Raw genomic sequence first — 13,121 nt, 5'->3', positions numbered from 1 at the left:
CTTTCGCACGCTCGCTGTGCTGCCGAGCGCGTCAGCCGCGACGAACGTCAGGTGCGGCGCGGCCTCGGCGCCGGAGGCGGGGGAACGGGCTTCGCCGCGATGATGTCCGAGCGACGGATACGTTCGACCCCGCGTTTGCCGTCGACGACGACAAGCTCGTCGTCCGCGCTCAGCAGCTCGCCGAGCGCATCCGTGGCTTGTCCCGTGGGCAGCAGGTAGCGGACGACCACTCGGTTGCCCGGCACGGGAAGTCTCACCATGCGCCGGGGGAGTAGTCCTTGAGGAAGACGCCGAAGAGGTCTTCGCCGGCCTCGCCGCGGACGATGGGGTCGTAGACGCGCGCGGCGCCGTCGACGAGGTCGAGCGGGGCGTGGAAGCCCTCTTCCGCGAGCCGCACCTTGGTCGGGTGCGGGCGCTCGTCGGTGATCCAGCCGGTGTCGACGCTGGTCATGAGGATGCCGTCGGTCTCGAACATCTCGCGCGCGCTCGTGCGCGTGAGCATGTTCACGGCGGCTTTGGCCATGTTCGTGTGCGGGTGTCCCGGTCCCTTGTAGCCGCGGTTGAACACGCCCTCCATCGCGCTCACGTTCACGACGTAGGTGCGGCGGGCCGGGCTGGCCGCGAGCGACGCGCGCAGTTTCGACACGAGCAGGAAGGGTGCCGTCGTGTTGGCGAGCTGCACCTCGAGCATCTCGAGCGGGTCGACGTCGCCGACGCGCTGCGTCCACGAGTTGACGCTGTCGAGGTCGGGGATGAGGCCCCCGGCGTCGATCGCCGTGCCCGCGGCGAGCCGGTCGAGCGAGCTCGATCCCGCGGCCATCGCCTGCTCGGTCAGCTCGTCGGCACGGGAGGCCGCGGCGGCGAGGATCGGGTGCGCGTTGACCGACCGCTCGAGCGCCTGCGGATGCATGTCGTTGGTGTGTCCGAAAGTGATGAGCTCGGGCAACGGCCCGTCCGGCAGGGGCGAGAGCTCGGCGTCGACGAGGGGCTGGTAGGCACCGGGCGAGCGCCGCACCGTCTGGGTCGCGTTGTTGATCAGGATGTCGAGCGGGCCGGCCGCGGCGACGTCATCCGCGAGTCCGACGACCTGGGCGGGGTCGCGCAGGTCGATCCCGACGACCTTGAGCCGGTGGATCCAGTCCGACGAGTCGGGCAGGCTCGTGAACCGGCGCACCGCGTCGCGCGGAAAGCGGGTCGTGATGGTCGTGTGCGCGCCGTCGCGCAGCAGTCTCAGCGCGATGTACATCCCGATCTTCGCGCGGCCGCCCGTGAGCAGCGCTCGGCGCCCGGTGAGATCGGTGCGAGCATCGCGCTTCGCGTGGCTGAGGGCCGCGCAGTCCGGGCAGAGCTGGTGGTAGAAGGCGTCCACGAGCGTGTACGGCTGCTTGCAGATGTAGCAGGCGCGCGCCTTGATGAGCGTGCCCGCGACCGGAGCGGTCGTCGACGACGAGATCGGGATGCCGCGGGTCTCGTCGTCGATGCGGTCGGGAGCACCCGTCGCGGTGGCGTGCACCACGGCGCGGTCGGCGGAGGCGACGGCATCCCGGATCTCGCGGCGCCGCACCTTCTTCGCCGCCTTGAACATCGCGGCGGTCGCGCGGCGCACCGTGACGTAATCCGGGTGGGCATGATCGATGTCGGCGAGCTGCTCCAGGACGCGGAGCGTCGCGGCGAGGTCGGCCGGGTCGATGCCGCTGGGCGCGACGGAAGCGGGGGAGATCGTGTCGGGAAGCACACGGAATTCTACGACACCGGGCCTGAGCGACTCCGGTGGAGGTTGTGGCGCACCTTCGTCCGTCGGGCGCAGCTTGAACAGCAGCGGATGCCGCGAAGTGCGCGCCATCCGCTGCCGATGCCTCGGTGAAAAGGGGACGACCCCGCCGGAGATGAAATCTCACGGCGGGGCCGTCAGTGAGCCCTGGGAGAAAGTGACCCGAACACCGTCTCTACCGAACCGCTCACGTACAAGAGTGAAGCTACGCGGTCGGAGGCCGCCTGTCGGGGTTGTTGACGTCGCACCTCGGGCTCTGGTAGGCGATCAGCGCATCGCGTCGCCGATATAGGAGTACTTCAGGAAGACCTCCGACGCCCAGCCGGCCTCCTCGAGGACACCCTGGACCGCGGTGAGCATGTAGCGCGAGTCCCATCCCATGTAGAGGTAGCTGCCTTCGCCGAGCTCGTCCCACTGGCCGTTCCAGGCCATCGCCGGGTACACGGGGCCGCCCCGGCGGGCGCTGAAGTCGATCACGCTCTGCCGGGAATCCACCCACAGGCGCTTGAAGACGCGGTTGAACAGGTAGCGGACGTCGGGGACCTCCCAGTGCTCGCCGCGGAACTCGACGTAGTCGAACTCTCGCTGCCAGCCGCGCGGCCAGCCCCGGCGCAGCTTCGCGTCGAGGATCGGCGTGAGGTTGTCGTCGTCGATTCCCGTCACCGGCGGGCGTCGCCAGAGGTCGACGAAGCGCGCAGCGAGCTCTTCCGTGCGTGCTCCGATCGCCGCGGTGTCCCAGCGCGGGTGCTCGGCGATCTCGCGCGACATCTCCACCGCGCTACCCGCCAGGACCGGGCGCAGCTGCGGGAAGGTGGCGTCGAGCGCGCGCTCGGACCGATCCTGCTCGAGCAGCGTCAGATTGCCGATGGTGTGAGCCAGCGCGCGGTGGCTGTTCTGCTCGTCCTCGCTGTAGTCGGTGAAGCGCCGCGTGCCATCTCCCGACCAGTCGTCACCGGCGCCGGCAGGGAAGACGGGCGACACGTCGAGGAGGTCGGCGGGATCGACGCCGGCGAGCCGGCCCAGCACGTAACGCGGGTGGGGGAGGTCGCTGTACTTGAGGCCCACGCGCACGCGCTCGTCTGAGGGGGTGATGCGCGCGATCGCTCGGGTGAGGGCATCAGGGCCCTCGGCGTAGGCGCGGCAGAGGCGTGCGACGAGCCGCTCGGTCGCGATGCCGACGACGACACGGCGCAGCAGGAGCGACTGGATGTCTTCGAGGCGGGCGATCAGCTCGTCGCGGGGCAGGATGCCGGCGCGCTGGTCGTGGACGAGCCGCATCGCGAGGGGGAACATCTGGCGGCCGAGAACCGCGAGGTAGCCGAGCTGACGGCCGACGTCCGGGTCGTCGCTCGTGGCCGGGTCGAGGAGCTCGCGATAGATCTCCGAGAAGGTGCGCCAGCTCGTCGCGTGCTCGCGCAGGCTGTCGATGTCGAGCCGCGGGAACTGCTGACGGAACACGTCGTAGACGCCGCGTCCGCCGGTGATGAGCACCTCGCGACCGGTGAGCATGACCAGGTAGTGATTCCAGAACGACCCGATCGCGTCGCCGGTGTTCCGCTCGATCGGAAGCCAGTACTCCTGCTCGATCTCGTTCTGCTCGGTGTGGGTGAGTCCCATGAGCACGTAGTTGTGGATCAGCTCGTGGTCGCGCAGCGGCTCACCGGTGGAGTTCAGGCTCTCGAAGATCTGCTGCGCGTTGGCCTGCGCGCCCAGGGTGATCGAGACGTGTTCGAGCTTCTGCAGGCCACGCCACAGCGTGGCGGCCTCGCCTGGGCGGATCTGGCTGCGGAAGAACGCGTAGTTGTCGTCGAAACGCGAGGCGCGCTGCTCGTCCTCGGGCCCGCGCCGATCGAGGACGACACTCTCGAAGACGTCGGCCCACGCACGGTGGGGTCGGAGCTTGGTGCGCGACGGGTCGTCCGCTCGCACGAGCACGGCCTCCAGCTCTCGCGCGAGGCCGGGATCGTCGTCGCGCAGCGTGTGATGCAGGGCTGCCACCAGCAGCATCAGCGTCGTGATCCGCTGCTGCCCGTCGATGAGCACGAGCTGGGCATCGTCGTCGGTCGAGGTGCTCGCGGTGGAGAGGATCGATCCGATGAAGTGGGTGTGAGCGTCATCCGAGGCCGAGACCGATCGGATGTCGCCGAGCAGCTGCTCGCAACCGCCGATGTCCCAGCGGTACTGACGCTGATAGACCGGCACGACGATGGTGGTCTCGGATGCCGAGAGCCAGCCGATCGTGTTGACGGCGGTCGCTTCGACATTCGTGGCAGTGCTCATGTTCTCCGAAATCGCTCCTCGAAAACCCCGGACGAGTCTACCGGCGCGCTCAGGAGCCCTAGGTAGGCTGACCTAAGTCGGGCCTGTAAAAACTTCGCTTGTCCGACAGAAAGGTCATGATCCGTCATGGGTTACATCAAGTCCGCTGCCCTCGAGGAGACCGGCTACGTCGTCCTCGACCGCTACAACAAGGAGATCGATCCGAAGGAATGGCTCGACGTCGAGTACGTCGACTGGAAGTCCTCCGGAGACACCCGCTTCGCCCCGCTGGCCTCGGCCAAGGGTGAGATCGAGTGCAACGGTTTCTGGAACCACAAGCCGCCGCGCACCGACAAGGACGGTGTCTGGATCGATTCGCAGACCGCGATCGCGCCGACGCTGACCGCGCGTGCGCAGGAGCCCGGCGCGAACGTCGGCCGCTGCCGCATCATCGAGCTGCAGCCGAACACGTATGCCGACTGCCTCTACAACCTGCACCAGGACGACAACAACCGCCTCAACCCCGATGGCACGGGTTGGGTCGTCCGCGGCTTCTTCAACCTGACGGACGACAAGACGAGCTACTTCGTGCTGCGTGAGAACCGCACCGACCCCAGCGAGGAGACGCGCATCGCTCTCCCCGCCGGCGCACAGCTCATCGTCGACACCCAGCGCCTGTGGCACGCCGCCGCTCACTACGGTGACGAGCCGCGCTACTGCCTCATCACGTCGTGGGAGTCCGGCCCCGAGCTCGACGCCTACATCGCCAAGTACAACGGCGTGAACAAGGTGGAGAGCTACCCGGTCGACCAGGAGATCCTCGATGCCGGTCAGATCGAGCAGGAGCGCCGTATCGCCGCTCGCGCCGCCGCCCTCGCGGCACGCGGTCAGCAGGAGGTCATCGCGATGAGCGAGGCCTGAGTCTCGGGCTCGCGGTAGGGGAGGCGTCGGCTACGGCCGGCGCCTCCCTTTTCATCGGTACAGATGCGGGACCAAAGACCGTGTTGCTTTTTGTTGCTTTGGGTTTGATTGCGTTGTAACGTGTGGGCATCCGAAGGAGGATGTCGTGTACGCAATGGAGCGCCAACAGCTCATCGAACGAATGCTCGTCGCGAACGGTCGCGTGGCCGTGGTCGACCTCGCATCGCGCTTCGACGTCACGACCGAGACCGTTCGCCGAGACCTCGCGGCCCTCGAAGAAGCGGGGGTTCTGCGTCGCGTGCACGGAGGCGCGGTCTCCGCTGAGCGCGTCAGCACCGCCGAGCCCTCGGTCGCCGAACGCTCGCAGCGCCATTCGGCTGCGAAAGAACGAATCGCCCGCCGCGCTCTGTCAGCGCTTCCGGCCGGGGCCGGGTCGATCTACATCGATGCCGGCACCACCACGGCGTCGTTCGCCGCGGCACTGGTCGACGGCAGCGCACCGAGGGGGCTCGAGGTCGTCACCCATTCGATGACGATCGCGCATTCGCTCGCCGGCGCGAGCGGCATCGGCCTCACCGCGATCGGCGGGCGTGTCCGGGGCCTCACCGCGGCCGCCGTCGGGTCGGACGCTGTCTCCGCGATCACGCGGCTGCGCCCCGACGTGGCCCTGATCGGCACCAACGGCATCGCCCGAGGTGCGGGGCTGACGACGCCCGACCCCGACGAAGCCGCCGTGAAGCGAGCGATCGTGGCGGGTGCGCGCCGCGTGATCGTGCTCGCCGACGCCGACAAGTTCGACGCCGAGCTGCTCGTGTCGTTCGCCGACCTGTCGGAGCTCGACGTCATCGTGACCGACCGTGAGCCCGAGGACGATCTCGCTCTCGCCCTGCGCGAGGCCGACGTGGAGGTATGGACCGCATGATCGTGACCCTGACGGTGCATCCGTCGCTCGACCGGACGATCTCGATCGACGCTGCGCTCCGCGTCGGAGAGGTGCAGACCGCGTCGGCCGTGCGCGAAGACGCCGGTGGCAAGGGCATCAACGTGGCCCGTGTCCTCCGGGCATCGGGAGCCGAAAGTCTGGCGGTGCTGCCGCTCGACCCGGCCGACCCGTTCGCCGCCGCGCTCGCGGCCGCCGATGTCGATGTCCGCACCGTGCCCGTGCGGGGACGCACCCGCGCGAACATCGCGGTCACGGATCCCACCGGCGAGACGACGAAGATCAACCTTCCCGGTGTGGCCTTGAGCGAGGGCGATCTCGATCACGTGATCGAGGTGGTCGCCGAGTCCGCGCGAGGCGCGCAATGGCTCGTCCTCGCCGGCTCTCTCGCGCCGGGGCTGCCTGACGACACCTATGTTCGGGTCATCCGCGCGGTGCGGGACCGGCTCGGCGAGCACGCACCCCGGGTGGCGGTGGACACCTCGGGTGCCGCGCTGCGCGCGGTCGTCGCGGACGGGCGTCCCGATCTCATCAAGCCCAACGACGAGGAGCTCGCCGACCTGCTCGGTGCGGCACTGCCAGCCGCCGAGCACCTCGCCGATGCCGTCCACATCGCATCGCGCGAGCTCGTGCCCGCGACGGTGGGGGCGGCCCTCATCACGCTCGGCGGCGACGGAGCTGTCTTCGTCTCCGAGCACGGCGCGTGGGCGGCCTCGCCGCCTCCCACTCGTGTGCGCAGCACGGTCGGAGCCGGCGACAGCTCGCTCGCGGGCTTCCTTCTCGCCGACTCGCGTGGCGCCGATGCCGCCGCGGCTCTCGTGTCCGGCATCCGTTACGGCTCCGCTGCCGCGGCGCTCGACGGCACGCAGGCGCCGACTCCCGCCGATCTCCCCACCGCGGACATCCCCGTCCGCGTGCTCCATCACTGATCCGAACGACCCGCACCACTCGAACCAGGAGGACACCGTGTCCGACACCATCACCCCGGAGCTCGTCAGCCTCGACGCGCCCCTCGGGACCGACAAGAAGGACGTGATCCGCGCTCTCGCTCGCCTCGTCGCAGCGCAGGGCCGCGCCACGGACGCCGACGCCCTCGCGAACGATGCGATCGCTCGCGAGGATAAGGACGAGACCGGGCTCCCCGGCGGCATCGCGATCCCGCACGCCAAGAGCGCCGCCGTCACGCAGGCCTCGCTCGCGTTCGCCCGCCTGAAGCCCGGCGTCGCTTTCGGGGCGCCTGACGGTCCCGCTGATCTCGTGTTCCTCATCGCGGCGCCCGCGGATGCCGCCGAGGAGCACCTCGCGGTGCTGTCGCGCCTCGCACGCAGCCTGATGCAGGACGCGTTCACGAGCGATCTTCGTGCGGCAGCGACCGCGGACGACGTCGTGCGCACGGTCCGCGCCGCGATCGGCGAAGGCGACGCTCCCGCGTCGGCTGCCACGGCGACGGCGTCGTCTGCGGCGTCGACTCCGGCCGCCGCGCCCGGCGCGCCCGCAGACGACCTCACGATCGACGGTCGCCCCGCGCGCATCGTCGCGGTCACGTCCTGCGCCACGGGCATCGCGCACACGTTCATGGCCGCCGACGCCCTCACGGCGGCGGGCAAGGAGGCCGGGGTCGACCTCGTCGTCGAGCCGCAGGGATCGAGCGGGTACCAGGCACTGCCAGCCTCGGTCATCGACAACGCCGACGCGGTGATCTTCGCCACCGACGTCGACGTCCGCGAGATCTCGCGGTTCGCCGGCAAGCCGGTCATCCGCTCGGGCGTGAAGCGCGGCATCGAGCAGCCCGCCCAGATGATCCGCGAGGCCGTCGCCGCGGCATCGAACCCGAACGCCGCCCGCGTCAGCGGGGCCGCAGCGGATGCCGGCTCCGGCACGAGCGCGGCTGCGACGCAGAACCTGTCGTGGGGCGCGAAGATCCAGCGCATCCTGCTCACGGGCGTCAGCTACATGATCCCCTTCGTCGCCGGCGGCGGCCTGCTGATCGCCCTCGGGTTCGCGCTCGGCGGCTACGAGGTCACGGCAAACGCGTCGAAGGTCATCATCGACAACGCGCTGTGGAACCTGCCCACGACCGACATCACCTCGCCGTTCGGCCCGCTCGGCCAATACCTCGGGTCGGTGGCGTTCATGATCGGCTCGACATCCATGGGCTTCCTGGTGGCCGCACTGGCGGGTTACATCGCCTACGCGATCGCCGACCGCCCGGGCATCGCTCCCGGGTTCGTCGCGGGTGCGATCGCCGTCACGATGAACGCCGGCTTCATCGGCGGCATCATCGGCGGTTTCCTGGCGGGCTTCGTGGCCTGGTGGCTGGGACGTCTCCCCGCGCCGCGCTGGCTGCGGGGTCTCATGCCCGTGGTCATCATCCCGCTGCTCGGTTCGATCGTCGCCTCGGGGCTGATGGTCCTGTTCCTCGGTCGTCCCATCGCGGCTCTGATGGCGCTGCTCACCGACGGTCTCACCTCGCTCACGCAGAGCGGTGCGGGCCTCATCGTCGTGGGCGTGATCCTCGGACTGATGATGTGCTTCGACCTCGGCGGTCCGATCAACAAGGTCGCGTACGTCTTCGCGACGACCGGTCTCGCGGCCGCGTCCACGGAGAACACCGCGCCGTACCTCATCATGGCCGCCGTCATGACGGCCGGCATGGTGCCGCCGCTGGCTCTGGCGCTCGCGTCGACCGTGCTCGCCCGTCCGCTCTTCACCCCGGTGGAGCGCGAGAACGGCAAGGCGGCGTGGCTGCTGGGCGCCTCTTTCATCAGTGAGGGTGCGATTCCCTTCGCGGCGGCCGACCCGCTGCGTGTCATCCCGGCCTCCCTCGTCGGCGGCGCGATCACCGGCGCGCTCAGCATGTGGTTCGGCGTCCAGAGCTTCGCGCCGCACGGCGGCGTGTTCGTGCTGTTCGCGATCTCCCCGGTGTGGGGTTTCTTCGTCGCGCTTCTGGCGGGTACCGTCGTTTCTGCGCTGTTGCTCGTCGTACTCAAGAAGTACGTCCGCAAGAGCTCCACCGCCCCGGCCCCGGCCGTGGCGACCGCGACAGTCTGAGGAGACACCACCATGGCAGAACGCACCGCCACCATCGCGAGCAGCTCCGGACTGCACGCCCGCCCCGCGAAGCTCTTCGTGCAGGAGGTGCAGTCGAAGGGCGTCCCCGTCACGATCGCCGTCGAGGGCGGCCCCGACCTGAACGCGGGCAGCATCCTGAGCATCATGGGTCTGGGCGCCTCGCAGGGCTCGGTCGTGACGCTCAAGGCCGAGGGTGAGGGTGCCGAGAAGGCGCTCGACGAGCTCGTCGCCTTCCTCGAGATCGACCACGACGCGGCCTGATCCGCTCAGAACACACGGATGCCGTGGACCTTCTGGTCCACGGCATCCGTCGTCTCACCGGTCAGATGTCGATGGAGTCGCCCGGGTCGAGCGCGACGAACTCGCCGCCGTCCTGCTGTGCCGCCCACGTCAGCCGCTCGCGGCCCATCGACAGGCCCGCCGGCGACAGCGTCATGTCGTGGGTTGCGAACACCCGCCGGGGCTTGACCTCGAGCACGAAGTCCATCGCATCGCCGATCTTCAGCCACGGGGCGCCGACGGGTGCCGCCAGGAGCTTCACCTTCGCCCCCTTGGGCACGGCGTACGAATCGCCCGGATAGTAGAACTCGTCGTCGACGAGGACGCCGACGTTGTCGATCACGGGGATCGACTCGTGGATCACCGCGTGGTGCCCGCCGAAGAACTCGAGACTGAACGGACCCGCCTCGAGCTTGTCGCCGGGGGAGACCTCGCGGATGTCGAATCCGGCCGCAGCCCGCACGACGCCCTCCGGGCCGTAGACCGGGATGTTCGGGAACTGCTCGAGGATGCTCGACAGGTGCTGCGACGTCCAGTGGTCGGGGTGCTCGTGCGTGATGACGACGGCCACGACATCATTCAGACCGTCGAGGGGTGACGTGAAGGTGCCGGGGTCGATGATCAGGGTCTTGCCGTCACGCTCGAGGCGCAGGCAGGCGTGTTCGTGCTTGGTGACATGCATGCTCTCAGTCAACGCCCGACACGCCCGAGAGGGCAATGGGGGCCCCGATTTTGCCGGATGCGCGGGGCCGTGGCATACTTTAACGGTTGCCTCCGGAGCCCCGGAGAAGACGAAAAAGTACGGCCCCATCGTATAGCGGCCTAGTACGCCGCCCTCTCACGGCGGTAACGCGGGTTCGAATCCCGCTGGGGTCACCAACACGAAACGCCCGTCCACTCGGATGGGCGTTTCGCATTTTCGGGAAGTAGCGCCCGGGCCCGCGAGGTCAGTCGGCGGTCGAGTTACGTCGCGCGCGGCGCCGACGCGTGGTCGAGACGACGAGCCAGATCAGCGCGGCGGTGAGTCCGATCACGACGAGCCACGGCAGCAGGAATCCGAGCGCCACGATGATTCCGTTGAACGTCGCGATGAGGCCGTTCCACCCCGTCGCAAGCCCGTCGCCGAAGCCCGCGGGATCGGCATCCACCTTCTCGGCGGGCGCCTGCAGCTGAACGGTGAGCGACGAGAGGGCGACCTGCGACTCGAGCGCGGTGAGCTGCTGCTGCAGCGAATCGAGATCGGCCTGTCGCTCCGCGAGTGCGGACTCCGCCGCGATGAGGTCGGCGACCGATCCGGCTTCGCCCATCAGCTCCGTCAGCCTCTCGACCGACGCCTGCCCCGCAGCCACTCGAGCACGCAGGTCGGTGGTCTGGGTCGTGACGTCATCGCGTGAGACCTGAGAGGTCTCGACCTCACCCACGTCCGAGAGTCCGGCGACGGCGTCTTCGAGGCTCGCGGCGGGCACACGCACCGACACCCAGGCCGACCCGGAGGCAGCCGGCCACACCGCGCGGTCATCCGCGTACGGCAACGCCCCCGTCGGCGTGCCGCCGAGGCTCATGGACTCGACGTAGCCGCCCGTCGCGACGGCGGCCGCGCCGATCGACTCCGCCGCGGCGCGGGGGTCGGCGACGACCACGGTCGCGGATGCGGTGGCGACGACGTCGCGCCCGGCGGGGGAGTCCGACACCGTTCCGGAGGTCACGCCTTCGTCGGCCGGCCCGTCCAGCGCGAAGGGTTCCGCCTGCGGCGCCGAACCGCCGGCGTCTCGCGACATGTCACCGTTCTCCGGTGCGCCGAACATCGTGTCGGGCGCGGTGGCCGGAGCGACGGAGGACGCCCCGCCGCTGCTGCTCGTCAGCTGCGGAGCGATCGCGGCGGCTACGACGATGACGGCCGCTGCCGCTCCTGACGCTCCCCACCAGGTGCGGCGGCGACGCCGACGCCGGGCCGCGGACACGTCGTCGCGGGCGCGCCCCTCGGCACGTTCGCGAGCGATGTCCGCGAACAGGGCTGCCTCGATCTCATCGATACGGCGGTCGTCGAGGGCGGGAAGATCGTTCATGACTGCTCCGGTTCAACGCTCGAGCGGACGAATGTGCGAATGCGGGAGAGGCGGTTCCGGACCGTCCCGTGGCTGACGCCGAGCTGGTCGGCGGCCGCTTGATAGGCGAATCCCTCTGCGGCGCAGAGCCGGAAGATGTCCTGATCGAGCGGGCTGAGAGATCCGACGGCGGTGAGGATGCGTTCGACCAGATCGCTCTGCGCGACCTGTCGCTCGACGTCGACCGTGTCCGCGACGTCAGCGGCATCCGTGTCGGTCGTGTGGCGGCGTTCACGTTGCCGTCGACGGATGCGGTTCGCGCTCTGGAATCGGCAGATGGTGACGAGCCACGGCAGAAGGGACTCGCCCGCCAGCTCGAGATCGGGAAGCTTCCGCCAGGCCACGAGGAACGTCTCTTGAGTCGCGTCCTCCGCCTCCGCGGGATCGCCGAGCAGGCCGTGTGCGAGCCAGTACACCGGCCGCACGTAGGCGCGGTAGAGCGTCCGGAAGGCGTGCTCGCTTCCGGATGCCGCCGCCTCGACGAGTTCGGCATCACCGCGTGTGATCGTGTCGACCATGCGTCCGAGTCCCTTCCCTCACCCCATCAGTGTCACGTCGTCGCAGACCGTCTCACACCCGGGCCACGGGGGAGCCGGGGTGTAGTCTCGGGAGGCTTCCTCCCCGAAAGGCTCGCATGGACCTCCCCGTGCCGTTCCAGATCATCGCGCTCGTCATTCTGGTTCTCGTGCTCGTCGCCGACCTGCTCATCATCGTCAAGCGGCCCCACATCCCGTCGCCGAAGGAATCGACGCTGTGGGTGCTGTTCTACGTCGCCCTCGCGCTGGTGTTCGCCGGCATCCTCTGGGCGGTCGCCGACGTCGAGCATGCCGGACAGTTCGTCGCAGGATGGCTGACGGAGTACAGCCTGTCGATCGACAACCTGTTCGTCTTCGTGCTGATCATGAGCCAGTTCTCGGTTCCGCGGCGGTACCAGCAAAAGGTGCTGATGGTGGGCATCATCATCGCTCTGGTGCTGCGGGGGCTCTTCATCCTCGCGGGCGCGGCGATCATCGAGCAGTTCAGCTGGGTGTTCTACATCTTCGGCGCCTTCCTCATCTACACCGCGATCAAGCAGGCGCTGCCCGAGGGCGATCACGACGACGACGTGAAGAAGGAGAGCTTCCTCGTCCGCATCATCCGGCGCACGGTCGACATCTCCGACGAGTACGACGGGCCCAAGGTCCGCACGGTCGTCAACGGCAAGCGGATGTTCACCCCGATGATCATCGTGTTCGTGGCCATCGGCGTCACCGACCTGCTGTTCGCCCTCGACTCGATCCCCGCGATCTTCGGCATCACGCAGGATCCGTTCCTCGTGTTCACGGCGAACATCTTCGCGCTCATGGGCTTGCGCCAGCTCTACTTCCTGCTCGGCGATCTGCTCGACCGGCTCAAGTATCTGCACTACGGCATCGCGTTCATCCTCGCCTTCATCGGCGTGAAGCTCATCCTCCACGCCATGCACGAGAACGAGCTCGCGTTCATCAACGGCGGCGAGGGGATCGCCTGGGCGCCGGAGATCTCGACCTGGGTGTCGCTCGGGGTCATCGTCGGCGCCATGCTCGTCGCAACCGTCGCGAGCCTCATCGCCGCCCGTCGCGATGCCCGCGCCGCCGGCCCCACCGAAGCAGCTGCCGCGGTGGCCGGCGAGCAGGGCACGCCCCCGACGGTCGAGCAGCCCGATGCGCGCGAGGACGAGCGCCCGTGACCGGACGTCGCCGCCGCACCCGGTGGTATTCTGACCGCATGCGGATCGCTCGCCTTCTCCTTAGCG

General features: G+C 69.1%; 12 protein-coding genes and 1 tRNA gene. 7 read left to right on the top strand and 6 right to left on the bottom strand.

Going from position 1 to position 13,121, the window contains the following annotated elements; translation table 11 throughout:
• Window positions 1-47: 47 nt before the first annotated feature.
• The 3 genes from DEU36_RS02295 to DEU36_RS02285 all read right to left on the bottom strand — a co-directional run bounded on the left by DEU36_RS02295 (window position 48) and on the right by DEU36_RS02285 (window position 4,051).
• Entirely contained in the window at window positions 48-260 is a 213-nt protein-coding gene (locus DEU36_RS02295) for a hypothetical protein (protein WP_120262745.1), read from the bottom strand.
• Window positions 254-1,735 carry an SDR family NAD(P)-dependent oxidoreductase gene (locus DEU36_RS02290; protein WP_259455182.1) on the bottom strand — a complete coding sequence of 494 codons (1,482 nt, stop codon included), beginning with the start codon at window positions 1,733-1,735 and terminating at the stop codon, window positions 254-256. Before DEU36_RS02290 ends, DEU36_RS02295 begins: the two co-directional genes overlap by 7 nt.
• A 303-nt stretch (window positions 1,736-2,038) precedes the next feature.
• On the bottom strand, window positions 2,039-4,051 hold the full coding sequence (locus DEU36_RS02285) for a DUF262 domain-containing protein (protein ID WP_120262743.1): 2,013 nt from the start codon (window positions 4,049-4,051) through the stop codon (window positions 2,039-2,041).
• Window positions 4,052-4,177: 126 nt separating this feature from the next.
• Here DEU36_RS02285 and DEU36_RS02280 point away from each other — a divergent pair, with 126 nt between their 5' ends.
• The 5 genes from DEU36_RS02280 (at window position 4,178) to DEU36_RS02260 (ending at window position 9,224) form a co-directional block, all read left to right on the top strand.
• Window positions 4,178-4,951, top strand: coding sequence for a hypothetical protein (locus DEU36_RS02280; RefSeq protein WP_120262742.1), 774 nt, complete (start codon window positions 4,178-4,180; stop codon window positions 4,949-4,951).
• A 145-nt stretch (window positions 4,952-5,096) separates the two neighbouring features.
• The gene (locus tag DEU36_RS02275; protein ID WP_120262741.1) at window positions 5,097-5,873 is read left to right on the top strand and encodes a DeoR/GlpR family DNA-binding transcription regulator; all 777 of its coding nucleotides are present in this window, start codon (window positions 5,097-5,099) and stop codon (window positions 5,871-5,873) included.
• Window positions 5,870-6,820, top strand: a complete 951-nt coding sequence (locus DEU36_RS02270) for a 1-phosphofructokinase family hexose kinase (RefSeq protein ID WP_120264315.1) — start codon at window positions 5,870-5,872, stop codon at window positions 6,818-6,820. Before DEU36_RS02275 ends, DEU36_RS02270 begins: the two co-directional genes overlap by 4 nt.
• 37 nt (window positions 6,821-6,857) lie before the next feature.
• Window positions 6,858-8,942, top strand: coding sequence for a fructose-specific PTS transporter subunit EIIC (locus DEU36_RS02265; RefSeq protein WP_120262740.1), 2,085 nt, complete (start codon window positions 6,858-6,860; stop codon window positions 8,940-8,942).
• Window positions 8,943-8,954: 12 nt separating this feature from the next.
• Window positions 8,955-9,224 carry an HPr family phosphocarrier protein gene (locus DEU36_RS02260; RefSeq protein ID WP_023951028.1) on the top strand — a complete coding sequence of 90 codons (270 nt, stop codon included), beginning with the start codon at window positions 8,955-8,957 and terminating at the stop codon, window positions 9,222-9,224.
• A gap of 61 nt (window positions 9,225-9,285) precedes the next feature.
• Here DEU36_RS02260 and DEU36_RS02255 read toward each other — a convergent pair whose 3' ends face one another.
• A complete protein-coding gene (locus DEU36_RS02255; protein WP_120262739.1) occupies window positions 9,286-9,924 on the bottom strand; it encodes an MBL fold metallo-hydrolase in 639 nt (212 codons plus the stop codon).
• Between the two features lie 121 nt (window positions 9,925-10,045).
• On the opposite strand from DEU36_RS02255, the gene DEU36_RS02250 reads away from it, so the two are divergent.
• Window positions 10,046-10,121, top strand: a tRNA-Glu gene (locus tag DEU36_RS02250).
• A 68-nt stretch (window positions 10,122-10,189) separates the two neighbouring features.
• On the opposite strand, the gene DEU36_RS02245 is transcribed toward DEU36_RS02250, so the two are convergent.
• Together DEU36_RS02245 and DEU36_RS02240 are read right to left on the bottom strand one after the other, a co-directional pair.
• Window positions 10,190-11,308, bottom strand: coding sequence for a DUF4349 domain-containing protein (locus tag DEU36_RS02245; RefSeq protein ID WP_120262738.1), 1,119 nt, complete (start codon window positions 11,306-11,308; stop codon window positions 10,190-10,192).
• A complete protein-coding gene (locus tag DEU36_RS02240; protein WP_120262737.1) occupies window positions 11,305-11,865 on the bottom strand; it encodes an RNA polymerase sigma factor in 561 nt (186 codons plus the stop codon). Before DEU36_RS02240 ends, DEU36_RS02245 begins: the two co-directional genes overlap by 4 nt.
• 116 nt (window positions 11,866-11,981) lie before the next feature.
• Here DEU36_RS02240 and DEU36_RS02235 point away from each other — a divergent pair, with 116 nt between their 5' ends.
• Complete coding sequence (locus tag DEU36_RS02235) at window positions 11,982-13,055, top strand: TerC family protein (RefSeq protein WP_120262736.1); 1,074 nt, start codon at window positions 11,982-11,984, stop codon at window positions 13,053-13,055.
• The last annotated feature ends 66 nt before the right edge of the window (window positions 13,056-13,121 follow it).

This window comes from Microbacterium sp. AG238, from assembly GCF_003610405.1.
Lineage (GTDB): Bacteria > Actinomycetota > Actinomycetes > Actinomycetales > Microbacteriaceae > Microbacterium.
Note: the sequence above shows the minus strand (reverse complement) of the source record. Positions and strands in the feature narration are given on the sequence as shown.